This is a genomic window from Novosphingobium profundi (assembly GCF_020524485.1).
GTDB classification, from domain to species: Bacteria; Pseudomonadota; Alphaproteobacteria; order Sphingomonadales; family Sphingomonadaceae; genus Novosphingobium; species Novosphingobium profundi_A.
Map to the genome: position 1 here is coordinate 585,314 of NZ_JAIVLF010000004.1, position 24,591 is coordinate 609,904.

The 24,591-nt window shown below is 63.8% G+C and carries 22 protein-coding genes and 1 other RNA gene; 9 read left to right on the plus strand and 14 right to left on the minus strand.

The window, feature by feature from the left end; all coding sequences use genetic code 11:
• Positions 1-112: 112 nt before the first annotated feature.
• Positions 113-820 carry a glutathione S-transferase gene (locus LC060_RS13125; RefSeq protein WP_084592276.1) on the minus strand — a complete coding sequence of 236 codons (708 nt, stop codon included), beginning with the start codon at positions 818-820 and terminating at the stop codon, positions 113-115.
• A 231-nt stretch (positions 821-1,051) separates the two neighbouring features.
• Between LC060_RS13125 and LC060_RS13130 the strand changes: the two genes are divergently transcribed.
• The 3 genes from LC060_RS13130 to LC060_RS13140 all read left to right on the plus strand — a co-directional run bounded on the left by LC060_RS13130 (position 1,052) and on the right by LC060_RS13140 (position 5,053).
• Positions 1,052-2,287 (plus strand): polyhydroxyalkanoate depolymerase, encoded by a 1,236-nt coding sequence (locus LC060_RS13130; RefSeq protein ID WP_226636213.1) that lies wholly within the window; start codon positions 1,052-1,054, stop codon positions 2,285-2,287.
• 91 nt (positions 2,288-2,378) lie between these two features.
• On the plus strand, positions 2,379-2,798 hold the full coding sequence (locus LC060_RS13135; protein WP_226636215.1) for a DUF2946 family protein: 420 nt from the start codon (positions 2,379-2,381) through the stop codon (positions 2,796-2,798).
• Positions 2,799-2,929: 131 nt separating this feature from the next.
• Complete coding sequence (locus LC060_RS13140) at positions 2,930-5,053, plus strand: TonB-dependent receptor (protein ID WP_226636216.1); 2,124 nt, start codon at positions 2,930-2,932, stop codon at positions 5,051-5,053.
• 409 nt (positions 5,054-5,462) lie between these two features.
• On the opposite strand, the gene LC060_RS13145 is transcribed toward LC060_RS13140, so the two are convergent.
• From LC060_RS13145 to LC060_RS13155, 3 genes are read right to left on the minus strand one after another with little or no spacing between them, the layout of a single operon-like run.
• Positions 5,463-5,786 (minus strand): hypothetical protein, encoded by a 324-nt coding sequence (locus LC060_RS13145; protein ID WP_226636219.1) that lies wholly within the window; start codon positions 5,784-5,786, stop codon positions 5,463-5,465.
• Positions 5,783-6,193 (minus strand): hypothetical protein, encoded by a 411-nt coding sequence (locus LC060_RS13150; protein WP_226636221.1) that lies wholly within the window; start codon positions 6,191-6,193, stop codon positions 5,783-5,785. Before LC060_RS13150 ends, LC060_RS13145 begins: the two co-directional genes overlap by 4 nt.
• Complete coding sequence (locus tag LC060_RS13155) at positions 6,180-6,893, minus strand: HNH endonuclease (RefSeq protein WP_226636223.1); 714 nt, start codon at positions 6,891-6,893, stop codon at positions 6,180-6,182. The genes LC060_RS13150 and LC060_RS13155 overlap by 14 nt, the downstream gene beginning before the upstream one ends.
• Positions 6,894-7,759: 866 nt before the next feature.
• Here LC060_RS13155 and LC060_RS13160 point away from each other — a divergent pair.
• From LC060_RS13160 to LC060_RS13180, 5 genes are all read left to right on the plus strand, one after another.
• On the plus strand, positions 7,760-7,999 hold the full coding sequence (locus LC060_RS13160; RefSeq protein ID WP_226636231.1) for a hypothetical protein: 240 nt from the start codon (positions 7,760-7,762) through the stop codon (positions 7,997-7,999).
• A gap of 231 nt (positions 8,000-8,230) precedes the next feature.
• Positions 8,231-8,590, plus strand: coding sequence for a 30S ribosomal protein S6 (gene rpsF, locus LC060_RS13165; protein ID WP_039394560.1), 360 nt, complete (start codon positions 8,231-8,233; stop codon positions 8,588-8,590).
• Between the two features lie 3 nt (positions 8,591-8,593).
• A complete protein-coding gene (rpsR, locus tag LC060_RS13170) occupies positions 8,594-8,818 on the plus strand; it encodes a 30S ribosomal protein S18 (protein ID WP_039284546.1) in 225 nt (74 codons plus the stop codon).
• A gap of 15 nt (positions 8,819-8,833) precedes the next feature.
• On the plus strand, positions 8,834-9,436 hold the full coding sequence (gene rplI, locus LC060_RS13175) for a 50S ribosomal protein L9 (protein ID WP_226636233.1): 603 nt from the start codon (positions 8,834-8,836) through the stop codon (positions 9,434-9,436).
• 170 nt (positions 9,437-9,606) lie between these two features.
• Positions 9,607-11,040: an AMP nucleosidase gene (locus LC060_RS13180; RefSeq protein WP_226636235.1), complete on the plus strand. Its 1,434-nt coding sequence runs from the start codon at positions 9,607-9,609 to the stop codon at positions 11,038-11,040.
• A gap of 79 nt (positions 11,041-11,119) precedes the next feature.
• Here LC060_RS13180 and LC060_RS13185 read toward each other — a convergent pair whose 3' ends face one another.
• The 7 genes from LC060_RS13185 to LC060_RS13215 all read right to left on the minus strand — a co-directional run bounded on the left by LC060_RS13185 (position 11,120) and on the right by LC060_RS13215 (position 20,779).
• Positions 11,120-12,958, minus strand: coding sequence for a M2 family metallopeptidase (locus LC060_RS13185; RefSeq protein WP_226636237.1), 1,839 nt, complete (start codon positions 12,956-12,958; stop codon positions 11,120-11,122).
• A gap of 107 nt (positions 12,959-13,065) precedes the next feature.
• On the minus strand, positions 13,066-13,764 hold the full coding sequence (locus tag LC060_RS13190; protein WP_264191891.1) for an alpha/beta hydrolase: 699 nt from the start codon (positions 13,762-13,764) through the stop codon (positions 13,066-13,068).
• A 167-nt stretch (positions 13,765-13,931) separates the two neighbouring features.
• On the minus strand, positions 13,932-14,297 hold the full coding sequence (locus LC060_RS13195; RefSeq protein ID WP_226636241.1) for a carboxymuconolactone decarboxylase family protein: 366 nt from the start codon (positions 14,295-14,297) through the stop codon (positions 13,932-13,934).
• Between the two features lie 242 nt (positions 14,298-14,539).
• Entirely contained in the window at positions 14,540-15,565 is a 1,026-nt protein-coding gene (locus LC060_RS13200) for an aspartate-semialdehyde dehydrogenase (RefSeq protein ID WP_226636243.1), read from the minus strand.
• A 273-nt stretch (positions 15,566-15,838) separates the two neighbouring features.
• Positions 15,839-18,244 (minus strand): endopeptidase La, encoded by a 2,406-nt coding sequence (gene lon, locus LC060_RS13205; protein ID WP_226636553.1) that lies wholly within the window; start codon positions 18,242-18,244, stop codon positions 15,839-15,841.
• A gap of 206 nt (positions 18,245-18,450) precedes the next feature.
• The gene (locus LC060_RS13210; protein ID WP_148626171.1) at positions 18,451-18,786 is read right to left on the minus strand and encodes a YbaB/EbfC family nucleoid-associated protein; all 336 of its coding nucleotides are present in this window, start codon (positions 18,784-18,786) and stop codon (positions 18,451-18,453) included.
• A gap of 4 nt (positions 18,787-18,790) precedes the next feature.
• Positions 18,791-20,779: a DNA polymerase III subunit gamma/tau gene (locus tag LC060_RS13215; RefSeq protein WP_413465119.1), complete on the minus strand. Its 1,989-nt coding sequence runs from the start codon at positions 20,777-20,779 to the stop codon at positions 18,791-18,793.
• A gap of 272 nt (positions 20,780-21,051) precedes the next feature.
• Here LC060_RS13215 and LC060_RS13220 point away from each other — a divergent pair, with 272 nt between their 5' ends.
• Complete coding sequence (locus LC060_RS13220) at positions 21,052-21,549, plus strand: hypothetical protein (RefSeq protein ID WP_226636247.1); 498 nt, start codon at positions 21,052-21,054, stop codon at positions 21,547-21,549.
• A 35-nt stretch (positions 21,550-21,584) separates the two neighbouring features.
• On the opposite strand, the gene ffs is transcribed toward LC060_RS13220, so the two are convergent.
• The 3 genes from ffs to hrpB all read right to left on the minus strand — a co-directional run bounded on the left by ffs (position 21,585) and on the right by hrpB (position 24,562).
• Positions 21,585-21,679: signal recognition particle sRNA small type (gene ffs / locus LC060_RS13225), an RNA gene on the minus strand.
• Between the two features lie 103 nt (positions 21,680-21,782).
• The gene (locus tag LC060_RS13230) at positions 21,783-22,061 is read right to left on the minus strand and encodes an ETC complex I subunit (protein WP_039394582.1); all 279 of its coding nucleotides are present in this window, start codon (positions 22,059-22,061) and stop codon (positions 21,783-21,785) included.
• 44 nt (positions 22,062-22,105) lie between these two features.
• Positions 22,106-24,562, minus strand: a complete 2,457-nt coding sequence (gene hrpB / locus LC060_RS13235; protein ID WP_226636249.1) for an ATP-dependent helicase HrpB — start codon at positions 24,560-24,562, stop codon at positions 22,106-22,108.
• Positions 24,563-24,591: the final 29 nt, after the last annotated feature.

The window sequence follows — 24,591 nt, forward strand, 5'->3', positions numbered from 1 at the left end:
TGGGCGACCTCACCCTTCTCAGCCGAGGTGGCGCGCGGGACGTGAGGTGGACAGTTTGGGGAGCCCGAGGGCGATGGCCCTCGGACCTGATTATTCTTCCTTGAACCGAACCTCAGAACTCGACTTCAAGTTCTTCCATTTCCTCAGGCTCAGCCTTGGCCGCGGCGATCCACTCGGCCATCGGCGCCCACTCGGTGATCGTCTTGCAGTAGGCAAGGCACGGCGCCGAGACGGCGACGGCATAGGTGAGGAAGCGGGTGGCGACAGGCGCGTACATGGCGTCGGCCACGGTGGGGTGCTCGCCGAAGAGGAACGGACCGCCATAGGTTTCCAGGCATTCGGTCCAGACCGCCTCGACCCGCTCGATGTCGGGACGCGCGCCCGAGAAGACGGGGAAACTATCGTGGCGGACCTTGAGATTCATCGGCAGCGCCGAGCGTAGGTTGGTAAAGCCGGAATGGATCTCGCCCGAGACCGAGCGGCAGTGCGCGCGCGCGATACGGTCTTCGGGGAAGAGGTGGGCATCAGGGCATTCCTCGTTCAGGAACTCCGCAATGGCGAGGACGTCCCACACGCTCGCCCCATCGTAGGTAAGGCGCGGCACCAGCACCGAGGGCGAGAGCAGGAGCAGTTCGGCCCGGTTGTTGGCATCGTTGGGTGCGGGCTTCTCGATCACCTCGAGCCCGGCCAGACGGCACATCAGCCAGCCGCGCAGCGACCAGGCCGAATAGGTCTTGCTGGAGATCGTGAGAGTTGCTTTCTCGGGCACCTTGGCCCCTGCCTTCACCTTGCCATCAGGCGTGGACGCCGTCTCAACCATGGCTCGTATCCTTCTTCCTCGTCTGGCCGCTCACCGGAGAGCCTATCACTCCTGCGGGCTTGACGCACTGCGCAAATGCCTCTCTTACGAAAGGCGGTTTCGCTTGCATCCGGCAATGATGCAGCGCAGCATGACGGGTGCATCGTGCCTGCGCAAGGGCGTGGCGCTACCCGGCAACGGAGCGCGGCGCATGACGCGCGAGACACTCGCGGAAGACAAGGGATAAGCCCCATGCTTTACGACGCCTACGAGGCCACCAACGATCTCCTCGCCCCCTCGCGCTTTGCCGCGAAGATGGCGCGGCGCTTCCGCGACGAGGCGCTCGATGGTGCGAAAGACATGCCCTTTGCCCGCCGCCTCTTCGCGCTGGCCGAAGTCTACGAAAAGGCCGCGATCACCCACAAGCGCCCGTCCTACGGCATCGACAGCGTGCCCTGCGGCAACCGCGAGACACAGGTCGTCGAGGAGGTGCTCATGGACCTGCCCTTCGGGGACCTGCTTCATTTCGCCAAGCCCGATGTCGCGGTGCCCCAGCCCAAGGTGCTGATCGTGGCGCCGATCTCGGGCCACTTCTCGACCCTTTTGCGCAACACGGTCGAGACCATGCTGTGCGACCACGACGTCTATATCACCGACTGGAAGAACGCGCGCGACGTGCCGCTGTCGGCCGGCGATTTCGGACTCGACGACTATATCGACTACATCATCACCTTCCTGCAGGAGCTGGGCGATCCGGTCGCGCGCAAGGGCGCCAACGTGCTGGCCGTGTGCCAGCCCTGCGTCCCCGTGCTGGCTGCGGTTGCGATCATGGCGGGCGATGATGACCCCTGCCAGCCGCGCACGATGACGCTGATGGGTGGGCCGATCGACGTTCGCGAATCACCCACGCTGGTGAACGAGCTCGCGACCACCAATTCCTACGACTGGTTCGCCGCGAACATGATCCAGACCGTGCCCTGGCGCCATCCCGGGGCCGGACGGCGGGTCTATCCCGGCTTCCTCCAGCTCACCGCCTTCATGTCGATGAACATGGGCCGCCACATCGACCAGTTCCGCAAGCTCTACCAGGCGCTGGCCGACGAGGAGACGGCCGCCGTCACCAAGATCGAGAGCTTCTACGACGAATATTTCGCGGTGCTCGACCTCACCGAGGAATTCTACCTCGAGACCATCGACAAGGTGTTCCAGCGCGCGCTCCTCGCCAAGGGCGAACTGACCTTCCGGGGTGAGCCGGTGGATTGCGGCGCGATCCGCAAGACCGCCCTCCTCACCGTCGAGGGCGAGCGCGACGATATCTGCGCGGTCGGCCAGACCGCAGCCGCGCACCTCCTGTGCACGAGCCTGCGCCCCCACCTGAAGCAGCACCACCTCCAGCCGGGCGTCGGCCACTACGGCACGTTCTCGGGCTCGAAGTGGGAAAAGCAGGTATACCCCCAGGTCAAGAACCTCATCCTTGCGATGAACTGAGCCCTACGCACGAGCCCGGGGGCTGGGACAATTTGTCCCGGCGATCATCGCCCTGCCCCGCGTGACAGGCCCTGCGTTCCGGGCTAGGCGCATGACCACCATGCACGCCCTTCGCTCCCTCCTTGCGCGCCGCCTGTGGCTCTTCGCGCTCGTGATCGCGATGGCGCTCGCCATGAAGGCGCTGGTCCCGACAGGCTTCATGATCGAGAGCGCGGGCGCGAAGGTCCTCACCGTCGAGATCTGCGACAGCCAGGGCCACACCCGCCTCCAGAAGATCGCGCTTCCGGGCAAGCCCGACACCTCCTCGCAGCAACAGCAGCACGCGAAGGCCGCGAAGGAATGCCCCTTCACTGCGCTCTCCGCGCATGCCCTGGGCCATGCGGACCCCGCGCTGCTGGCGCTGGCGCTGGCCTTCATCCTGGCGCTCGACTTCCTGCCTGCGCCGCCGCTGCGGCTTGTCCGGGCCCGCTACTGGACCCCGCCGCTGCGCGCCCCGCCCCACCTGTCCTGATCCTCTGAGCCCCCGCACCACACGCGGGCCGGGTCTCTTTCCTCGCGAACATCGCCCCCGCGATGCGCCGCCTGCGTGCGGCCGCGCGGCACGCGTTCGCCCGATCATAGCATTCAGGACATCCGATCATCATGCAGACCTCTTTCGTGCGCGCTGCGCGCACCACTCTTTACGCCAGCACCTTCCTCGCCCCCGCCCTTGGTGCCGCCACCGCCGCGAAGGCCGACGAGGCCCCGCCCCCGCTCACCGTGGTCGAGGGCCACATGCCCGATCCCACCGTGGTCGGCTCGCGCGTCTCCGAGCAGGACCTCCACGAAAAGGGCGCCGCGGCCAGCGACACCGCGCAGGTCCTCGCGCGCATTGCCGGGGTCTCGGCCAACACCGGCGGCGGCTTTTCGGCCATGCCCGCGATCCGCGGCCTCTCCGAACAGCGCCTGCGCATCACTGTCGATGGCCAGCCGATCGACATGGCCTGCCCCAACGACATGAATTCGCCGCTCTCCTATACGAACCCGCAGACACTCGCCGCGCTGACCGTGATCCCGGGCGTTTCCCCGGTGAGCCTGGGCGGCGACACCATCGGCGGCGTCATTGCCGCCGAAAGCGCAGCTCCGGTCTTCGCGAAGGATGGATCGCTTCTCGTGACCGGCCGCGCGGCGGGCTACTACCGCTCGAACGGCAACGCCTTTGGCACCTCTCTCTCGCTGACGCTGGCCGGCGAGAACCTCTCGGCCACCTACACCGGCGCCTACACCCAGTCCGACAACTACAAGGCGGGCGGGCACCTGGGCACCGTCCACTCCAGCGAATACGCCAAGACCGACCACGCGCTCGCCCTTGCCCTGCGCACCGAGGCGGGCCTCTTCGAGCTCAAGGGCGGCTACCACTACAGCCCCTACGAGGGCTTCGTGAACCAGTCGATGGACATGACCGACAACCGCTCCTGGTTCGTGCAGGGACGCTTCCGGGGGGAGTACGATTGGGGCAAGGCCGACCTTTCGGCAAGCTACCGCGACACCGATCACACGATGAACTTCCTGGAGGACAAGCTGCCGGGCTCCATGCCGATGGAAACGCGCGTCCACACCTTCACCAGCGCGGTGAAGTTCGAGATCCCGGCGGGCGAGCACCATGTCCTGAAAACAGGGCTGGAATACCACCACCAGTGGCTCAACGACTGGTGGCCGCCGGTCGAAGGCTCGATGATGATGGGGCCCAACGCCTTCGTGAACATCAACGAGGGATCGCGCAACCGCGTGGGCGCTTACGGGGAATGGACCGGCGACTGGACCTCCAATCTCACCACCACGCTGGGCCTGCGCTATGACCGGGTGGAGATGAACACCGGCGATGTCGCGCCCTATGGCACAGGCATGATGCAGGCCGCCGACGTCGCCGCGGCCGCCGCCTTCAACGCCGCCGAGCGCCGCCGCACCGACAACAACTGGTCGGGCTCGGCCCTGGTACGCTGGACACCGAGCGCGGCGCTCTCTCTCGAACTGGGCTATGCCCACAAGGTGCGCTCCCCCAACCTCTACGAGCGCTACACCTGGGGGCGCGGATCAATGGCGAGCCGCATGATCGGCTGGTACGGCGATGGCAACGGCTATGTCGGCGACATCGCGCTCGATCCCGAGCGCGCCGACACCTTCAGCGCCGCTTTCGCCGTCTCCCCGGCAAAGGACGTCCACCTGAAGGTCTCGCCCTACTACACCCATGTGAACGACTATATCGACGCCAACGTGATCGGCACGCTCAATGAACGCGCCGTCCAGCTCCAGTTCGCCAACACCGATGCCGAGTTCTACGGCGTGGACGTTTCCGCCGACGCGGTCCTCCAGGGCAGCGCCGAACAGGGCACCCTCCTCACCGCAACGCTGGCCTATGTGCATGGCGAGAACACCGGGGCCGACACGCCGCTCTACCACCAGATGCCGCTCAACGCCGCGCTTGCCATCACCCACCGGACCGGCGCGCTGGAGCTGACCGGAAGCGTCGAGTGGGTGGACCGCAAGGACCGCGTGGACACCCGCCGCAACGAGCCCGAGACTTCGGCCTACGCCCTCGTCAACCTGGGCGCGGCCTATACCCTGCAAGGCTGGCGCCTCGGGATCGAGGCCACCAACCTCTTCGACAAGGGCTACTACCTGCCGCTCGGCGGCATGGCGCTGGGCGACCTTGCCGCAACCGACACCTGGCGCCCGATCGCCGGACAAGGCCGCAGCGTGAACCTGTCGATCTCGACCGCGTTCTGACCCTCATGCGCAAGGCCCGGCGCGCACGGCCGGGCCTTGCCTGCGCATCAGCTTTCGCGTTGCCCCATCCGCACGCGGGCCCGCCCCTCTCGCAAGCTGCGCCCCATGCCATTCGGGAGTATGAAGAACAAAAAAGCCTTTCGAGGAGCATAGCCCCTCGAGCTCCCCAAACCGTCAGCCCCAGCCAGAGCCAGCCAGCACATGCACCAACGAAAACAGCGACGGCTGCTTTGCGCCCTAGTTGGTCGCTCGAGGGGCGATTTGACGCGCCAGAGAGCGGCCTGTCCGGTTACGATTGTCGCCCCGATCCGGCAGCAGCCGTAAGGGGAGGATAGCGGTCAGACTGGTTGACGACAGTAATCGTGACATTGCTGACACGTGGGGCCGACCCATAATAGATTGCGAGCAGCTAATATTTGCCGAGGATCGGCACTGCAGCGCTTATGGTGCGCAAGTCATCTGTGATATGATCGGCCCGGATCGCCCCAAGACGCACGGCCCGCGCCGTTCGAATAAATTGAAAATGCTGTTCTTCGCCAGCCGATAGCATGGTGATATGCGCGTTGGCGATACAAGCAGCGAGCCGTCGCTTACAGACAATAGCGAATTGGCAGGAAGCGACATGGGTGCTGGGGTGAACGATGAGCAGATCAACATCTTGGGCACTTGTTTCACTTCCGTCGTGTACGACGAAGGCGGAACCAAAACCAAAGACCGTCACGTCGAGCTTCACAGCCAACCTTGTTTTTTGTAGAATTCTTTTTGATCGTTTGTCAGGTAGCGCCAATAGTCGTCGCGGTACAGTGCCCCCATGAATTCACCGATATTGAAAAGACCGACATTGGATTCTCGGCAATGGAACTTGGCATCTGGCGTATAGCCACACCATGCAGAATTAATGACCACCACATCGATGTGACCCAAATTCTTCACCACCTCCATGTATTCCGCGACGCCGAACGCGTAGCACTCACAGATGAAGACGCGTAGCGTATCACCTTGTGTGCGCGTCAAATCATAAAGGCCGCCGCCATGCGCCTTCAGAGATACGACTTTCTGATGCTGTTTCATCCGAGCTTCGAAGAAATCGTAGTGCCCGGAATGGCTGGGCCAGGGAAAGGTCTCGCTATACGCCGGCATCGGCAAGTCCTCTAATCAAGTGATCAAATGCTATCGGGAAACGTTTCACCGCTGCATATGGGATCGCATCCTCAACCCATTGCTCGTAGCTGCGCACATGCAGCAAGAAGGTCGTGATGATCTCCTGTTCGGCTGAGTCAAACAGGCCGCGATGCGCGTCGAGTTCTGCCGCTATCTTGCGGTTGTTCGGCACGATCACTGAGAGCCGTTCCGAAACCCACACCGCATGCACCGCTTCATTGTGCGGCTGAGACCGAGCCAACTCGGACAGCGGGCCATACTGCTCCCAGGACTGCCGGTTCTCTTCCAGCATAGGCAGGATCGCACGAGCTAAGCTATTCTTGCTTGTCATTTCCTCTTGATCGAGGCGCGCCAGCACTCGGGCTTCATGCTCGGCCTTCATCTCATGCAGAGCATCGACCGTGTAGACGCTTTCGTTCTCTTTGCGGTCAATCAGCGTGTGATGAGTCGGACAGAGTAGAATCAAATTCTGATAGTCATCGCGGTCAGCATCAGTCTGCCCCGCATCGTGCCGGTTTGCCCCCGGCTTGTCGCCGCAAATATGTGCCATCTCCCCCAGAGTGAAAGGCGCAGAATCTGCGGCCTCACGGCTGCACAGCCTCTCCCAGCACCCCGGAAACGCGCAGCGACCTCCGGAATTGCCCCAGAGAATCTTAATGGATTTTTGTGTAATACCCACTGAATACCCTTAGCATGGCGGGCCGTGACTACCATCGGTCCAGATAAAGTGCGAGGAGGAAAGGGCGTTTATGCGAGCCCATCAGCTGCAAGCAACGGAACCGCAGTACGTGGGGGCAAATGGCAGATCAATTTGTTCACCCCATAGGCAGCACTCTACGGCACGCTTGGGCCTCGCCGCCGCTCTCTCTCTCCGTCTCTGGCAGCATGGCCGCTTCAAGCCCATACAGCAGTAGCTCGGTTGGTCTGAACATGCTTTGACGTTTGATGAGTAGATCGTCTGCGGTTTGGTTGTTCAAGCTGCCGGTGTGCGACAATAGTCAGGCCGTCAGCCCATTCGACACAGGCCTTAATGCAACGCAAGGATAGTTGGCGCTTTGTCCCGCACTGAGGACCTCGGACCGTTCAAAATGCTGCGGCCTGTATGAATAGCGGCTTCGATGAAGCTGCACTGCACTGCACTGCACTGCACTGCACTGCAGAGATGGCTCTCCCGGCGGAGGTCCGCAATGGGGCCGAAAGTAACTACGCGCATATTCAGCGTGAATGTCTGCTTCGGTGATTTCCTAATCCAAAACCCGCCCTTCTCCTACCGGTCCGACGTTGACACTCTGGATAGGCTGGCCCAACTGCAGCTGCCATCCTTCGTAGATCAAGGTGGGACGGCCAAGCTGCGCTCGACAGTTCGGGGAGCTCGAGGGCGATGGCCCTCGGAATCGATCACTTCCACCTTCTGAAGCCTGGGTTCATGCCCCAGGCCTGCCCCCTGCCGCAGACAGCATTTTCCTACACCCGCCCCCATGGGCTATACGTCCGGCCATGCCCCAAGCCTCTCCCTCCCGCCCAGCGCGCTGGACGCGCACGCGCATGCTCACCTTCCTGCACGGTCTTGTGGCCACCGGTTCGGTGGCGCAGGCGGCGCGGCGGGCGGGGATGAGCCGCCAGTCGGCCTATCGTCTGCGCGCGCGCAGCGGTGAGGGCTTTGCGCAAAGCTGGGACGAGGGGATCGCGCTCGGGCAGCGTATGCGGGCCTGTGGGATGGAGGTGCCTCCGCTTGCCGCGATGTTCGCGCGTGGGCATAACGCCGTGGAACAGGGTGACAGGTGACACCGTTTGCCCTCTGGAGTGTGTCACCTGTGTCACCCTGGGTGTCACCCTTCCGCGCCCCCCTCACCCGTGCGAATGTGCGAAGGCGGCTTGCATTTGGCCCGCAATCGGCTAAAGGCGCCGCTTCCCACGCGTTCGCACACGGATTCGCGGGAAACTTGAAGAAAGCCGGAGGGGCCCCGCAATGGTGCGGCAAGCCAGCGATCGGTTAGACAGATAAAGGAAGCTGCAGTGCCGCTTTACGAGCACGTGTTCCTGGCGCGCCAGGATCTGAGCCAGTCGCAGGTTGATGCGCTGGCCGCCGCCGCCACCGAGATCGTCGAGAGCCACGAGGGCAAGGTCACCAAGACCGAGACCTGGGGCCTCAAGAACCTCGCCTACAAGATCAAGCGTAACCGCAAGGCTCACTTCGTGATGCTGAACATCGAGTGCCCCGGCGACACCATCGCCGAGCTCGAGCGCCAGACGCAGATCAACGAAGACGTCATTCGCTACATGACCATCAAGGTCGAAGAGCACGAAGGCGGCCCTTCGGTCCAGATGCGCAAGAACGACCGCGACAACCGTCGCCGTCGCGACCGGGAGAACTGATCCATGGCACGTGCATTCTTCCGCCGCCGCAAGTCCTGCCCGTTCTCGGGCAAGAACGCGCCCAAGATCGACTACAAGGACGTGCGTCTCCTCCAGGGCTTCATGTCCGAGCGTGGCAAGATCGTTCCCAGCCGCATCACCGCGGTGTCCGCCAAGAAGCAGCGTGAGCTGAGCCAGGCCATCAAGCGCGCCCGGCACATCGGCCTGCTGCCCTTCATCGTCAAGTAAGGGAGGAATTACCTCATGGATATCATCCTCCTCGAACGCGTCGAGAAGCTCGGCAACATCGGCGACGTCGTCACCGTCAAGGACGGTTTCGCGCGCAACTACCTGCTGCCGAACAAGAAGGCCCTTCGCGCCAACGAAGCCAACAAGAAGGTCTTCGAAGCGAACCGCGCCAAGATCGAAGCCGACAACGCTGAGAAGCGTTCGGCTGCCGAGAGCCACTCGACCAACGTCGAAGGCAAGCAGGTCGTCCTGATCCGCGCCTCGTCGAACTCGGGCCAGCTTTACGGTTCGGTCACCGTGCGTGACATCGCGGAAGCCCTGAACGCCGAAGGCGCGCAGGTCACCAAGCAGATGATCGTGCTCGAGCACCCGATCAAGACCCTCGGCGTCTTCGACGTGCGCGTCTCGCTGCACCCCGAAGTGGCCGTCAACGTCCAGGTGAACGTCGCACGTTCGCCCGACGAAGCCGAACTGCAGGCCCAGGGCGTCAACGTCATGGAAGCCATGTTCGAAGAAGACACCAGCGGCTTCACCGAAGCTTACGATCCCAACGCCGAGCCCGGCGAGATCGCAGTCGAGGAAGAAGCTCCTGCCGAGGACGGCGAAGAGCAGGCCTGAGCCTCCTCTTCCTGACCTTCAGGACACGAAAGACCCCCGCACCGGACCGGCTGCGGGGGTTTTTTCGTGCCCCCTCCACCTGTTGCGCCCGCGCAACGCTCATCAGCCTGCACGAACACGATCCCCCCGCCTGCCCTTGCACTGCAACATGGATTGCGTAACTACAGGCGATGCAAAACAGAATAGATCAGATCCACGCGGAATTGGTCCGCGTCTATGAAACCGCCGTCGCCACCCTCAAGGCCGACATCGCCGCCTATGTCGAACACGGCACCCTCCCCCCTCCTGAGCGCCGCAGCCAGCGGGAGTGGACCTACCCCGAACTCACCGTGCGCTACGCCGGGAACGAACGCGAAGCCGTCTACGGCCGCGCCTTTGGCCGCCTCGTCGAGACAGGCACCTACGCGACCACGATCACGAGGCCGCACCTCTTTGCCGATTACCTGAAGGAGCAGCTCACCCTGCTCGATGCCGAATACGAGATCGAGATCGAGGTCGGACGCTCGGACCAGGAGATCCCCTTCCCCTACGTTCTTGACGGCATTGGCGTGGGCACCGCCACCCCGCAGCAGCTTGCCGCCCACTTCCCGAGCACCGAGCTGGCGATGATCGGCGACGAGATCGCCGATGGCCTGATGATCTTTGCCGAGAACGATCCCAAGCCGCTCGCGCTTTTCGACGGCTTGCGCACCGACTTCAGCCTGGCCCGCCTCGCCCATTACACCGGCACCAGCCCGGATCACTGCCAGAAGTTCATCCTCTTCACGAACTACCACCGCTACGTCGACGAGTTCGTGGACTGGGCGGGCACGCAGATCGGACAGGATGGCTTCACCGCTCTGGCCGGTGCGGGCGGACTCTACCTCGACGAACCGACCGACAACGCCCGTGCGCGCCTGTCCGACACCGCCTGGCGCCGCCACCAGATGCCCGCCTATCACCTCGTGCGCGAGGACAAGTCGGGCATCACCCTCGTCAACATCGGCGTTGGCCCCTCGAACGCCAAGACGATCACCGACCACCTCGCGGTGCTGCGCCCCGAAGCCTGGCTGATGATCGGCCACTGCGGAGGCCTGCGCGAAACGCAGCGTATCGGCGACTTCGTACTCGCCCACGCGTACCTGCGCGACGACAAAGTCCTCGATCCCGTACTTCCGCCCGAAATCCCGCTGCCGGCCATCGCCGAGGTCCAGCAGGCACTTGCCGAAGCGGCCGAGATCGTCAGCGGCGACAGCGGTGCCAACCTCAAGAAGCGCATGCGCACCGGCACGGTCGTCACCACCGACGACCGCAACTGGGAGCTGCGCTACACCGCCTCGGCCCACCGCTTCAGCCTCTCGCGCGCCATCGCCATCGAGATGGAAAGCGCGACCATCAGCGCGCAAGGGTACCGCTTCCGCGTCCCCTATGGCACGCTGCTGTGCGTCTCCGACAAGCCGCTCCACGGTGAACTGAAACTTCCGGGACAGGCCAACCGCTTCTACGAGGAAGCCATCGCCGGGCACCTCAAGATCGGCCTCCACGCCTGTGCCCTGCTTCGCGCCGAGGGCGACAGCCTGCACAGCCGCAAGCTGCGCGCCTTCGACGAACCGCCCTTCCGGTAAGTCTCGCAGGAACAGCAACAAAAAAGGCCGGGACGCGTCGTTCGCGTCCCGGCCTTTTTTTTATGGGTAGAGAAATGGCTTACCAGCCGCTCTTCTGCCCCTTGTTCTGCTTGTCGAGCCAGTCCTTGAGCGGCGCGAAGTAGTCGAGCATCGGCTTGGCGCTCATTTTCGAGGAGCCGGTGAACGCCTTGAGCGCTTCAGGCCAGGGCTTGGACATGCCCATGCTCAACATCGCCTCCAGGTTCTTGCCGACGTCCTTGTTGCCGTAGAAGCTGCAGCGGTGCAGCGGCCCGGTCCATCCGGCCTGCTTGCACGCGGCCTGGTAGAACTGGAACTGCAGGATCCGGGCAAGAAAATAGCGCGTATAGGGCGTGTTGCCGGGGATGTGGAACTTGGCGCCCGCATCGAATCCATCGGCCGGACGCTCCACCGGCGGCACGATACCCTGGTAGTCCAGACGCATCTTGGTCCAGGCCGAGTTGTACTGCGCAGGCGTGATCGAACCATCGAAGATGCCCCAGCGATAGCGGTCGATCATCAGGCCAAACGGCAGGAAGGCCACCTTATCCATCGCCTGGCGCAGCAGCAGGCCAATATCCTTGTCCGCGCTTGGCACCTTGGCGGCATCGAGCAGGCCAATCTGGACGAGGTAGCGCGGCGTGATCGAGAGTGCCACGAAGTCGCCAATCGCCTCGTGGAAGCCATCGTTGGCCCCGTTGAGGTACAAGTAGGGCTGCTCGTTGTAGGCGCGCTGGTAGTAGTTGTGGCCCAGCTCATGGTGGATCGTGACGAAGTCCGTCGAATTCACCTTGGTGCACATCTTGATGCGGATGTCGTCCTTGTTGTCGACGTCCCAGGCCGAGGCGTGGCAGATCACCTCCCGGTCGGCGGGCTTGGTGATCATCGAGCGCGTCCAGAACGTACCCGGGAGTGGATCGAAGCCGAGCGAGGAATAGAAGCCCTCGCCGGTCTTCACCATGTCGACAGGCGTCTGGCCCTTCGCCTTTAGCAGATCACCGATATCGTAGCCCAGATCGCCAGCCCCTTCGGGCGCGACGAGCGGGTAGATGCTCCCCCATTCCTGGGCCCACATGTTGCCCAGCAGATCGGCACGGATCGGCCCGGTCTGCGGCTGCACGTCCGAACCGTACTTCGCATTGAGCTTGTTGCGGACATAGGTATGGAGCGCCAGATAGAGCGGCTTGACCTCCTGCCACAGACGCTCGGTCTCGGCGGCGAAAGCTTCGGGCTCCATGTCGTAACCGGAGCGCCACATCGCGCCGACGTCGGCGTAGCCAAGCTCACGCGCACCGGTGTTACCGATCTCGACCATGCGCACATAGTCGTCCTTCATCGGCGCACCGACATTGTCGTGCCAGCTCGCCCACATCTCGGCAAATTCGGCTGGCGTATGATCGAGGTTGCCCATTTCCTCCTCGATGTCCGAGCCGTTGATCTCTTCTCCGTTGAGAGTGCCCCGGCCCTTGCCATAGGTCGCGCTGAGATCAGTCATGATCGTGCCCAGTTCGTCCGCCGCGCCGGACGTCGTCGGCGCGGGCATGACGATGCCCTGGCTCAGGATCCCGAGCTTGCGCACAACGTCCGGATCAAGCCCCGGAATGTCCTTGTAGCGCGCGGCTTCGACCGCGTAGGCGACCTGCTTTTCGGTCAATTCGGCGTTCGACTTGGACGCGAGCGCGTTGGTGTCATCGGTAATGTAGGTGCTGTTGACCCAGTTCACGCGCGCATTGTCGAGCGAGAAATCCGAAAGATCCTGCTCAGCCGCAGCTACGAAATCCGCAGCCCCTTGCACGGTGTGCGGATAGCTCGCCGCGTTTTCCTGGGCCCAGGCGGCGGGGACTGCGGCAAAGGACAAGCTCGCCGCCAGCGCGGCAAGAGCTGTGGTCGCACGTTTCATGGAAAGAAAATCACCCTGTTATGTGTCTGTCGGACCGGGAGACTAGCCAATGGTCCGACAAGATCAACATAAGAGACAGGGCAAACCGCAAGGGCGCGGGGCCAGAATCAGTCGAGAAGGAACTCGGCCATCGCGCGCCCCATCTCCTTGAATGTCACCGAGGACATGTGATTACCCGGCGTTTCGGCGTAATGGCCATCGGGTAAGGCATGGGCCAATTCCTGCGCCTTGCCATTGTCCTCATCATCCGCGCCGCACACGCACAGGGTCGGCATCGTGATGCGCGCCAGCTCCGAAGGCGCGGTATCGTCGACAGACCCCAGAAGGAGCCGCGCGGCTTCACGGTCGATCTTCATCGTCTTCATGAAGGCCTGGGCCACGAAAGCCGGGTCCCCGCGCTCAATGGAACCGAAACGGTCGATCGCATCCACGAAATGTGCCGAACGACGCGCCCAGCCCGAAAGACCGGACAGGCCCATACCCGCCAGGACCAGACGGCGCGGCGCCAGGCCGGCCAGCACACCGCGCGCAGAGGTGCGCGAGCCCAGCGAAAAGCCGCCCAGATCGTAGTCCTTCAGCTCCAGCTCGGCGATGACGCTCTTGAGGTCCTCGACCAGGACATCCTCGGGATAGGCGCGCGGATCGTGCGGCGCCTCGCTTTCACCGTGCGCGCGAAGATCGGGCATGTAGAGACGGAAGCCCGCATCCACGAGGATTTGTGCATTGCCGTACTTGATCCAGTTCACGTGCGCGCTGGAGAACAGGCCATGCAGCAGCACCAGCGGACGCCCGCTCGCCTCCCCCATGCAATGCACCACCAGCTTGGTATCGGCAAAACCCTCGACGATCCGGCTTTCGATCTCACTCACGCGCGCGCCCTTTCTCATAGCACAAGAGGCAGGGACCGGCCCTGCGGGACCGGCATCCTACCTCTCACCAGGGTCTTTGCGCGGCTCGGCGCGATCTTGCAACCTTAGCCGGAGGCTTTCTCATCCCACTGGTCAAAGGCTTCCAGCGCCTGCGCGGCATACATCGCGGAAGGGCCTGCCCCCATGTAGACCGCAAGGCCCATGGCCTCGGCAATTTCCTCACGCGTCGCGCCCGCCCTCTGCGCACCCGAGGAATGATATGTGATGCAGGGCCCGCAGCGCACCGCCACGCCGATAGCCAGCGCGATCAACTCCTTGGTCTTGGTGTCGAGGGCACCGGGCGCGAGGGCTGCCTTACCCATCTCGGAAAACGCCTGCATCGGCCCCGGCGAGCTCTTCTTGAGTTCGCCGATGGCCGGGTTCAGGTCCTTCGCCATCTGCGGCCAATCGTGAAAGTTGCTCTTTGACATACCCTCTATCTCCTTGCTGGGAGCACTGTGCGCCCCGCGATCCGCGTGTCGCCTTGCGCCAGATCAAGAGCTACCCAACGCAGGCCCACCTTTCTTGGCAGCGCCTCCTTCGTCGCACTATCGGGGTATGTCCCGAGGCTTGTAGTGCGAGTGGCGGCTATCGAGAGGTCCAGACAAAGAAGAGCCCCCGCCAGGACACCTGACGGGGGCTCTTCGAAAACCGTTTCGCGAAGGTGCTGATATCAGCCCTTCTTGAGGTGGCGACGGCCGAGCAGTTCAGCGATCTGCACGGCGTTGAGCGCCGCGCCCTTGCGCAGGTTGTCCGAGACGCACCACAGCGCGAGGCCGTTCTCGACCGTGGGGTCTTCGCGCACGCGGCTGATGTAGGTGGCGCTGTCGCCCACGCACTCAACGGGGGTGACGTAACCGCCGTCCTCGCGCTTGTCGACGAGCATCACGCCCGGAGCTTCGCGCAGGATGTTCTGCGCTTCCTCGGCCGAGACTTCCTTTTCAAACTCGATGTTGAGCGCTTCGGAGTGGCCCACAAAGACCGGCACGCGCACGCAGGTAGCATGGAGCTTGATCTTGGGATCCATGATCTTCTTGGTCTCGACGACCATCTTCCACTCTTCCTTGGTGGAACCATCGTCGAGGAAGACGTCGATGTGCGGGATCACGTTGAACGCGATCTGCTTGGTGAACTTCTTGGGTTCAACCTGATCGCCCACGAAGATCGCGCGGCTCTGCTCAAACAGCTCATCCATGCCCTGCTTGCCCGAGCCGGAAACCGACTGGTAGGTCGAGACGACGACGCGCTTGATGCCGAAGGCATCGTGCAGCGGCTTGAGCGCCACAACCATCTGCGCGGTCGAGCAGTTGGGGTTGGCGATGATGTTGCGCTGGGTGTAGCCATCGATCGCGTCCGGGTTCACTTCCGGCACGATCAGCGGCACGTCGGGCTCCATGCGGTAGAGCGACGAGTTGTCGATCACGACGCAGCCCTGCGCAGCCGCCTTGGGCGCGTAGATCTTGGTCGGGCCCGAGCCGGCCGCGAAAAGCGCGATATCCCAGCCCGTGAAATCGAAGTGCTCGATGTTCTTGACCTTGAGTTTCTTGCCGGTCTCGCCGAAATCAATCTCCGTGCCGGTGGAACGCGACGAAGCAACCGCTGCGATCTCGTCGCAGGGGAACTCGCGCTCGGCAAGGATGCTCAGCATTTCGCGGCCGACATTTCCGGTCGCGCCGACAACGGCTACCCGGTAACCCATTTCAAGATCCTTCTTGGCTTAACACGCAAGGGCCCATGCCCAAGCGTGAAGGCGGGCGGTTACAGGGTCCTGCCCCCAATGACAAGCGCCCTTTGCCATTGATTGCGCAAAATGCGCCCGACTGCCGCAAAAGATTACGCAAATAGCGGCAGCGACACGCAAAATCGGTCAATCCTGGCGCCACACAGGCCGCCGATGCGCCAACACCACAAAGCAAAAGGGCGCCACCGAAGCGACGCCCTTTCCCTTTTCTCAATCCGATGATCGGCTCGCTCAGTGCGCTGTCGCCCCGCTCACGCCGCCATGGGCCGGAGGCGCTGCCGCAAGTTCGTCAGCTTCGGTCCACTCGATAGGCTCGAGCGTTTCGGTCAGCGCGCGGGCCAGCACTTCGTCGACATGGCTGACGGGAATGATGTCCAGGCCCTGCTTCGCGTTCTCAGGGATCTCAGCCAGATCCTTACGGTTTTCCTCGGGGATCAGCACCGTGGTGATACCACCGCGCAGAGCCGCCAGGAGCTTTTCCTTGAGACCACCGATGGGAAGGACACGACCACGCAGCGTCACTTCGCCCGTCATTGCAACATCCTTGCGCACCGGCACACCGCTGAGCGTCGAGACGATGGAAGTCACCATGCCGATACCCGCCGAAGGACCGTCCTTGGGCACGGCGCCTTCGGGAAGGTGAATGTGGATGTCGCGCTTGTTGAAGATGCTCGGCTTCACACCATAGGCGGGCGAACGCGCCTTCACGAAGCTCCAGGCGGTCTGGATCGATTCGTTCATGACTTCGCCCAGCTTGCCGGTTGCCTTGATCTGGCCCTTGCCCGGAACGGTCACGCTTTCGATCGTCAGCAGCTCGCCGCCCACCTCGGTCCAGGCGAGGCCCGTCACCGCGCCGACCTGGTTCTCCTCTTCGGAGTTGCCATGGCGGAACTTCTGGACACCGGCGTAGTCGGCCAGGTTCTCGGGCGTGATGGTCACGCTCTTGGTTTTGCCTTCGAGGATCTGGCGCAGCGACTTGCGCGCGAGACGCGCGATCTCACGCTCCAGCGTACGCACGCCCGCCTCGCGGGTGTAATAGCGGATGAGGTCGCGAAGCCCCGCTTCGGTCAGCGTGAATTCGCCGTCCTTGAGACCATGCGCCTCGACTTGCTTGGCCACGAGGTGGCGCTCGGCAATCTCAACCTTCTCGTCCTCGGTGTACCCTTCGAGGCGGATAATCTCCATGCGATCAAGCAGCGCCTGCGGCAGGTTTAGGCTGTTCGCGGTGCACACGAACATCACGTCCGACAGATCGATGTCGAGCTCAAGGTAGTGATCCTGGAACTTGGCATTCTGTTCGGGATCGAGCACTTCGAGAAGAGCCGACGCCGGATCCCCACGGAAGTCCTGGCCCAGCTTGTCGATCTCGTCGAGCAGGAAGAGCGGGTTCGACTTGCCTGCCTTGCGCAGGTTCGAAACGATCTTGCCCGGCAGCGAGCCGATGTAGGTCCGGCGGTGGCCACGGATCTCGGCCTCGTCGCGCACGCCGCCCAGCGACTGGCGAATGAACTCACGGCCCGTAGCCTTGGCAATCGACTTGCCAAGCGAGGTCTTGCCGACGCCCGGAGGTCCGACGAGGCACAGGATCGGCCCCTTGAGCTTGTTGGTGCGTGCCTGGACCGCCAGATACTCGATGATGCGGTCCTTGACCTTGTCGAGCGCGTAATGGTCAGCGTCGAGCACGTCCTGCGCGGTCGAAATGTCGCGCTTGAGCTTGCTCTTCTTGCCCCACGGCAGGCCCAGAAGAATGTCGAGATAGTTGCGCACAACGGTCGCTTCCGCGCTCATCGGCTGCATCGACTTCAGCTTTTTGAGTTCCGCGTTCGCCTTTTCGCGCGCTTCCTTGGAAAGCTTGGTCTTCTCGATCTTGTCCTGCAGCTCCTGCAGTTCGTTGGCCTCTTCGCCTTCGCCGCCGCCGAGCTCGGACTGGATCGCCTTGAGCTGTTCGTTGAGGTAATATTCGCGCTGGGTCTTTTCCATCTGGCGCTTCACGCGCCCCCGGATCTTGCGCTCGACCTGCAGGACGCCGAGCTCGCCTTCCATGAAGGAATAGACCATTTCCAGACGCTTGAGCGGATCATCCTCGGACAGGACGGCCTGCTTGTCGGAAACCTTGGCGGAAAGCTGTGCGGCGACCGTATCCGCGAGCTTGGCCGCGTCCTCGATATCGTCGAGCTGATCGCCCGCATCCTGGCTCAGCTTCTTGTTGAGCTTGGCGTATTCGTTGAACTGGTCGATCACGGAGCGCATCATAGCCGAAACTTCGGTGCCTTCGGCTTCGACGCCCTCGAGCTTCTCCACCTCAGCCAGCAGCATTTCGCCATCGTCGGTCTGCTCGGCGCGCAGGCGTTCGAGCTTGGCGCGCTCCTGTCCTTCCACGAGGACACGCACGGTGCCGTCGGGGAGCTTCAAAAGCTGGAGAACGCTGGCAATCACGCCGGTGTCATAAAGATCATCGCGATCCGGATCGTCGCAGCCCGGATCGAGCTGCGCGAGCAGGAAGATATCCTTGTCGCCTGCCATCGCGGCTTCGAGGGCTGCTACCGATTTTTCACGGCCGACAAACAACGGCACGACCATGCCGGGAAAGACGACGATGTCACGGAGCGGAAGCAGGGGCAACAGGTTCAAGGGCATTTCCATCTGGTCTTGTTCGTGGAGGGCCGTAACGGCCACCCACCTTAGAGTGTTCCACGATATGGGGGCGAATTATCAATCCGCAATGGAGGTAGCGCGCAAAGCCTTGTGGAAGTGCTTCACAGGCCCTGCGGCAGTTCCCCCTGCCCCATGCAATCGCGGTACAGCCGGGTCGCCCAAGGTGCGGGCAACCCGGCACAAATTCATCAGAACGGCATCTTGAAGCCCGGCGGCAGACCCATGCCCTGCTGCGCCTTGCCCATCTCTTCGTTCGCAACCGAATCGGCCTTGACCCGTGCATCGTTGTAGGCCGCGGCGATCAGGTCCTCGAGCATACCCTTCTCGCTCGGCTGCATCAGGCTATCGTCGATGGCAACGCCAATCACGCGGCCCTTGGCCGAGCAGCGGATCTTCACAAGGCCGCCTCCCGAAAGTCCCTCGACTTCCATCGAGTCGAGCTTGCTCTGGGTCTCGGTCATCTGCTTCTGGATCGTCTCGGCAGCCTGCTGGGCCGCCTGGATCATTTCTTCCATGGACTTCATTGCATTATCTCCAGTTGCGGCCACCACCGCCGATGGCGGCGGGCCGTTCATCCTCGATCAGTTCGGCGTCCGGGAAGGCCGCCAGAGTGGCCTCGACCAGCGGGGCCCTGCGCAGAGCCTGCGAGGCTGCCGCCTGGTCGGCCTCGGCCCGCTCGACAATCGTCGGCATCCCGCCACTCTCGACGCGCACGACTTCCCAGCGCTGGCCGGTGGCCTTGGCAAGACCATCGCGCAGGTAGCCGCTGATATCCTCGCGAAAGCTCGGTGCAAGCTCGTATTTCAACGTGCCCGGTGCAAGATGTGCCACCCGCACCTGCATGCGCATGATGTTCGCGACGGTCGGACCGCCTGCGTGCTCGACTTCATCGACCAGACTGTCCCAGCGCGCCGCCAGAAATTCCGGTACGATAGCCTCAGGCGCAGAAGCAGGCGGAGTTGCTGGCGCCGGAGCGGCAGCCTGCTCAGGCGCTGACGTCGCAGGAGCCGAACCTGCAGACGCAGCCGACGCGGGCGCCTCACCCGTTGCGCCCGATGGAGCGGCGTTTGCGGGCGCCGGCGCAGGTGCCTGAGCGGGCGCGGGCCCACGCGCGACGAGGTCTTCCAGTTTCTTCACCAGCGAACCCGGATCGGGCATGTCGCTGGCGTGCATGATCCGCAGCAGCGCCATCTGCGCGGCCACAAGCGGATCGGGCGCGGATTTCACTTCCTCGAAGCCCTTGAGAAGGAGCTGCCACAAGCGGTGTACCTGCCCGGCGGCCAAGGCTGTCGCCCAGCCTCCGATAGCTTCGCGCTCCTCAGCCGAATGCGCTTCCGGCGCGCTCCCGGACACCTGCGCCAGGGCGATTCGGTGCGCCAGGTCCATCTGCCCGCGCATGAGCGCGATCGGCTCAACCCCGAGCGCGAACTGGCGCGCCACGACCTCGAGAACGCCCGCACCGTTGCCTTCCAGGAGGCTGGCGAAAAGCTGGCGCTGCACGGTCTTGTCGGACAGCCCCAGCATGTCGCGCACCTTGTCGGCGCGGACCTGCCCTTCCCCGTCCAGGTCGGCATGGGCGATGGCCTGATCGAGAATCGACAGGCCATCGCGCACCGAACCCTCAGCCGCCGAAGCGACCATAGCCAGTGCCTCACCCTCGGCCTCGACACCCTCCAGCCCACAAACCTTGGCGAAATGCTCGGCCAGCATGGGCGTAGGGATGCGGCGCAGGTCGAAGCGCTGGCACCGCGAGAGCACGGTGACCGGCAGCTTGTCGACTTCGGTCGTCGCGAAAAGGAACTTCACGTGCGCCGGGGGTTCTTCCAGCGTCTTGAGCAACGCGTTGAACGCGTTGCGCGAAAGCATGTGGACCTCGTCGATGATGTAGATCTTATAGCGCGCCGAGACGGCCGCATAGCGCACCGCCTCGATGATCTCGCGCACGTCGTCGACACCGGTGTGGCTGGCCGCGTCCATCTCGATCACGTCGATATGGCGCCCCTCGGCAATCGCCCGGCACGGCTCGCACTGGCCGCACGGATGGATCGTGGGACCGCCCTCGCCATCGGGACCGATGCAGTTGAGCGCCTTGGCGATCAGACGCGCGGTCGAGGTCTTGCCGACCCCGCGCACGCCAGTCATCAGAAAGGCGTGGGCCAGGCGATCGCGTTTGATCGCGTTGGCCAATGTACGAACCATCGCCTCCTGCCCGATCAGCTCATCGAAGGTCTGGGGACGATACTTGCGGGCAAGCACCCGGTAGGGCTGCTGAGCTTCGTCAGACGAGGCAGCCGGAGCGGTCTTTGCCGGCGGTGGAGGCGCCCCATTTGGGGCGGGCGCGGCCGGATCCGGAGATGGTGCCGGTTCGATGGCTGGAGCAGTCTCCTCGGCAGGTGCCGCAGGCTCGCCACCGAACATGGATGCTTGTCCCGCCGCTTCCAGTTCCGCCGCACTCGGCCCGTCGGTAGCCTGGTCGGCCTCGTTCCCGCGGTCCTGCGCCGACGCGTCCCCGAACATTGAGGCCTGTCCGGCATCCTCGAGCTCCTGCGAGGTGGGGCGGGGATCTTCCTGCCCGGCATCATCCCAGGGCGGGAGGTTCTCAGGGTTTTCGCGTGAATCGTCCATCGTGCCTGCAAGACTAGGCGCTTGCGCACGGAATGTCAGGTACGTTGCGCGTTGCTCCACAGACTCGCGCGCCCTCAATGGCGGACCGTCCACCGCACGCAGCTTGCCAAGAACAGTACCAGCGCACATCACCAAGGCGCCCCCATCAAACAACTGGATTTGATATGATTTCTGAAGTTCTTGCGCTGCTTGCCGCCTCCGCGGCTGCGCCCGTCCCCGCAGCGACACCGCTGCCCGAGCTGCCCGTCTTCATGGCAGCCGACTGCGCCAGCGCCGATTCGCGCGCCAAGGTCCTGACCAGCCCCTTCGCCGACGGAAGCTACGAGGAGCGCCTGGAGAACTATGTGAATGCGCGCGCGCAAGGCACGCTAGGGCGGCTCGACCACACGGACATTTCCGCGGAGCAACGCCGCGCGATTCTGGATGCGACGCTCATGAGCCCCGAATTTGCGTCGACAACCGATGAAAATGCCCGGCGCGACGCCGCTCTCGAACCGCATTTCAAGACGCTGGAAAGCGATCCCAGCGACGCCGAGGCCTGCCGCGCCATCGTCCACATCTCGGGCGAGATCCACGCCATGCTGCTTTCGGTCGCAGCCCAGTGGGACAGGCTGGCCCTTACGATCGACCGGGAAATCGCCAAGACCGAAGAGAGCGATTGAGGCCCAAACAAAAACAGCGCCCGGTGGGCGCTGTTTTCGAAGGAGCCGAATGACCCGTCGCAATCCGTTGTGGCTGCTTCCTTCCGGACCTGACCAAGTTGGCGAACGCAAACGTCCATCCGACTCCCGGCGCGCCCTATGGCAATGCTTTGGCAGGAATGCAACCCGGGAATTGCCTGGAGCTCCTGAAGCCGGGCAATTCCTTTCAAATGCTTATCCCCTGTGGGAAAAGCTCAACGAAAGTTGTCGGCGTAAGCCTGGATCTTGAGGCGGCGCGGCGGAGTCGCGTGGACTTCGGCGTCGATACCGTAACGCGTCGCGTAGGCCTTGGCTTCGTCGGCGCTGTTGAAGCGCAGCTGGAGCTGCTGCTTCATGTCGCCCGAACCGGCCCATCCCATGAGGGGATCGGGCTTCTTGGCCTCGGCGGGTTGGAATTCGAGGACCCACTGGTCCAGGAGGGCCTTGCCCGACTGCATGGCATTCTTCGGGCGCTGATAGATGCGTGCACTCATGGGATGTGCATTGCCCCCAAATCGCGCCAGAAATCAAGTTCAAATCACGCCTTTCCGGAGCGTTCGAACGCGTTTTTGGTCTTCAGACTGGGGTTCTCGTTCCAGGGTTCGTCCGGCCAGCGGTGCCGGGGATAGCGCCCCTTCATCTCGCGCTGCACATCCTTCCAGCTTCCCCGCCAGAACCCGGGGAGATCGCGGGTGGTCTGGATCGGTCGGCCTGCAGGCGATGTCAGCTTCAAAAGCAACGGATTTTCGGGTTTCCCGTAGCCAGGGTGCCGGTCGAGCCCGAACAGCGCCTGGACGCGCACCTCCACACTCGGCCCACCTTCATCTTCATAGTCGATGGCGTGACTCGTGCCGGCAGGACTGCGAAATTCTGCCGGTGCCAGATGATCAATTCGCTGCTGGTCATCCCAGGTCAGGCGGCCACGCAGCGCGCCATGCAGCGCCCCCTGATCAATAGCGTCGAGTCGGCGCCCCAGGACCGGGCCCAGCCAGCTCTCAAGATCCTCGAGCAGCACCGCCTCGCCCAGAGCCTCCACCCCGGCATGGCGCGCACGTCGCAGGAGCGCCTGCGAGGCCCTGCCCATCGGCACGATGTCGAGCCCACTGGCGCGCACCCTCTCGAGCAGAAACGCGCGAATCGCATCCGGGTCGGGCGCGGGATCAGGTCCGCTCGCCAGCAAGATCGCACCGACCCGTCTCTCAAGCCGGGCCTCCACACGCGCCTCCGCCTCGTTCCAGCGCAGGATCGAGCGGCGTTCCATTCGATCAGCCAGCCAAGCCTCGACGTCCGCCGCTTCAAGCGGGATACCCGAAAGAATGCGCGCGCCGCGCGCCTGTCCCTGGGCATCGCCGATCACCATCCACTCACGCGCAGCGAGAGGTGAAGCCGGATCGAGAACATAGCCACGCCCTCCTGCAGACAACCAGTGTTCCCCGCTGGCATCACGCCGCCGGGCCAGCATGGCGGGCTGCCCCATGGCAAGGAGGATCGCGAGCGGTACGTCCTGCTCTTCCTTGACAGCTCCTCCCATCAGCGCCTGCGCCTTGCGCGCCCAGCCTGCCGCCAGCTTGCGCGCCGCCTCGGCGCGCGCAGAACGATCCGCGCCCCACCGCGCCAGGCGCTGCGCAAGATCATCCCCGCGCCCACCAAGGCCCCTTTCCTGCAAGAGCAGCGCGAGCCGGGCCGCCGTGCGCGCACAGCCATAGGTGCTGGCCTGTAGGATCATGGTCGCATGGCTCGGGCTCATCGGCAGGCGTGCCACCTTGTCTCCGAAGGGCGTGATCCGTCCCTCGTCATCAAGCGCGCCCAGCCCGCGAAGCTGCGTCCTGGCCGCCGCCAATGCAGCCTCGGGCGGCGGGTCGATCCAGGCCATCTGCGCCGGATCGCCCGTCCCCCACTGCGCGAGCGACAGCGTGAGCGATGCCAGATCACTGACCTTGATCTCAGGAGCTTCGAAGGCGGGCCGCCCGGCGTGCGCCGCCTCTTCCCACAGTCGATAGGCTACGCCCGGCCCCTGACGGCCCGCGCGTCCGGCCCGCTGGGCCGCCGAGGCCTGGCTGGCGGCGTGCGTAACGAGACGTGTCACACCCGCGGCCTTGTCGAACTCGGCGCGCCGCGCGAGCCCGGCATCGACCACGATACGCACGCCATCAAGAGTAAGAGAGGTCTCGGCGATAGCGGTTGCCAGCACGATCCGGCGCCGCCCTTCAGGATCGCGCCGGATCGCCGCGCGCTGGGCTGCGGGATCGCATTGCCCATGCAGCGCATGGATTTGCGCAGACGGCAGGCGCTCACGGAGACGCTCCGAGACGCGTTCGATCTCGCGCACGCCGGGCAGGAAGGCGAGAATATCTCCGTCCTCTTCGCGCCAGGCCTGCAGGACGGCTGATGCCACCGATTCCTCGATACGCTTCTCCGCCGCGCGCCCAAGCCAGCGGATTTCCAGCGGCCAGGCGCGCCCCTCACTCTCGATGACCTGCGTTCCGGGCCCCAGCAGGCTGGCGAAGCGGGCGCCGTCGAGCGTCGCGGACATGACCAGGATGCGCAAGTCCTCGCGCAGCACGTCCTGGCTCTCGCGTGCCAGCGCCAGGCCAAGATCGCTGTCGAGATGACGCTCGTGCGCCTCGTCGAACAGCACGGCACTGACCCCTTCGAGCTCGGGATCGGCCAGGATCGTGGAGACGAAGATCGCCTCGGTCATTACCAGGATCCGCGTGCGCGCCGAGGTCCGGCTATCAAGCCGCGTCAGATAGCCAACCGTATCGCCGGCCTTTTCGCCAAGCTGTTCAGCCATGCGTTCCGCCGCCGCCCGGGCTGCGACGCGGCGCGGTGAAAGGAGGATGATCTTGCCCGTACACCATGGCTCGACGAGCAGCGTGGGCGCAACCGCGGTGGTCTTGCCGGCTCCTGGAGGCGCGATGAGGACCGCGCCTGCATGAGCATCGAGGGCCATGCAAAGCTGAGGAAGAACCTCCGCTACCGGCAGGCGTGTCATCTTCGGCCTCCCGATAGATGAACGCCTCG

Coding starts and splice junctions, on each gene's coding strand:
- hrpB (WP_226636249.1), bottom strand. CDS start 24,562: ATGACACGCCTGCCGGTAGCGGAGGTTCTTCCTCAGCTTTGCATGGCC.
- LC060_RS13185 (WP_226636237.1), bottom strand. CDS start 12,958: ATGAAACGTGCGACCACAGCTCTTGCCGCGCTGGCGGCGAGCTTGTCC.
- LC060_RS13210 (WP_148626171.1), bottom strand. CDS start 18,786: ATGAAGTCCATGGAAGAAATGATCCAGGCGGCCCAGCAGGCTGCCGAG.
- LC060_RS13220 (WP_226636247.1), top strand. CDS start 21,052: ATGATTTCTGAAGTTCTTGCGCTGCTTGCCGCCTCCGCGGCTGCGCCC.
- rpsR (WP_039284546.1), top strand. CDS start 8,594: ATGGCACGTGCATTCTTCCGCCGCCGCAAGTCCTGCCCGTTCTCGGGC.
- lon (WP_226636553.1), bottom strand. CDS start 18,244: ATGCCCTTGAACCTGTTGCCCCTGCTTCCGCTCCGTGACATCGTCGTC.
- LC060_RS13160 (WP_226636231.1), top strand. CDS start 7,760: ATGCTCACCTTCCTGCACGGTCTTGTGGCCACCGGTTCGGTGGCGCAG.
- LC060_RS13130 (WP_226636213.1), top strand. CDS start 1,052: ATGCTTTACGACGCCTACGAGGCCACCAACGATCTCCTCGCCCCCTCG.
- LC060_RS13140 (WP_226636216.1), top strand. CDS start 2,930: ATGCAGACCTCTTTCGTGCGCGCTGCGCGCACCACTCTTTACGCCAGC.
- LC060_RS13230 (WP_039394582.1), bottom strand. CDS start 22,061: ATGAGTGCACGCATCTATCAGCGCCCGAAGAATGCCATGCAGTCGGGC.
- LC060_RS13135 (WP_226636215.1), top strand. CDS start 2,379: ATGACCACCATGCACGCCCTTCGCTCCCTCCTTGCGCGCCGCCTGTGG.
- LC060_RS13200 (WP_226636243.1), bottom strand. CDS start 15,565: ATGGGTTACCGGGTAGCCGTTGTCGGCGCGACCGGAAATGTCGGCCGC.
- LC060_RS13125 (WP_084592276.1), bottom strand. CDS start 820: ATGGTTGAGACGGCGTCCACGCCTGATGGCAAGGTGAAGGCAGGGGCC.
- LC060_RS13215 (WP_413465119.1), bottom strand. CDS start 20,779: ATGTTCGGGGACGCGTCGGCGCAGGACCGCGGGAACGAGGCCGACCAG.
- LC060_RS13195 (WP_226636241.1), bottom strand. CDS start 14,297: ATGTCAAAGAGCAACTTTCACGATTGGCCGCAGATGGCGAAGGACCTG.
- rplI (WP_226636233.1), top strand. CDS start 8,834: ATGGATATCATCCTCCTCGAACGCGTCGAGAAGCTCGGCAACATCGGC.
- LC060_RS13190 (WP_264191891.1), bottom strand. CDS start 13,764: ATGGGGGAGGCGAGCGGGCGTCCGCTGGTGCTGCTGCATGGCCTGTTC.
- LC060_RS13180 (WP_226636235.1), top strand. CDS start 9,607: ATGCAAAACAGAATAGATCAGATCCACGCGGAATTGGTCCGCGTCTAT.
- LC060_RS13150 (WP_226636221.1), bottom strand. CDS start 6,193: ATGCCGGCGTATAGCGAGACCTTTCCCTGGCCCAGCCATTCCGGGCAC.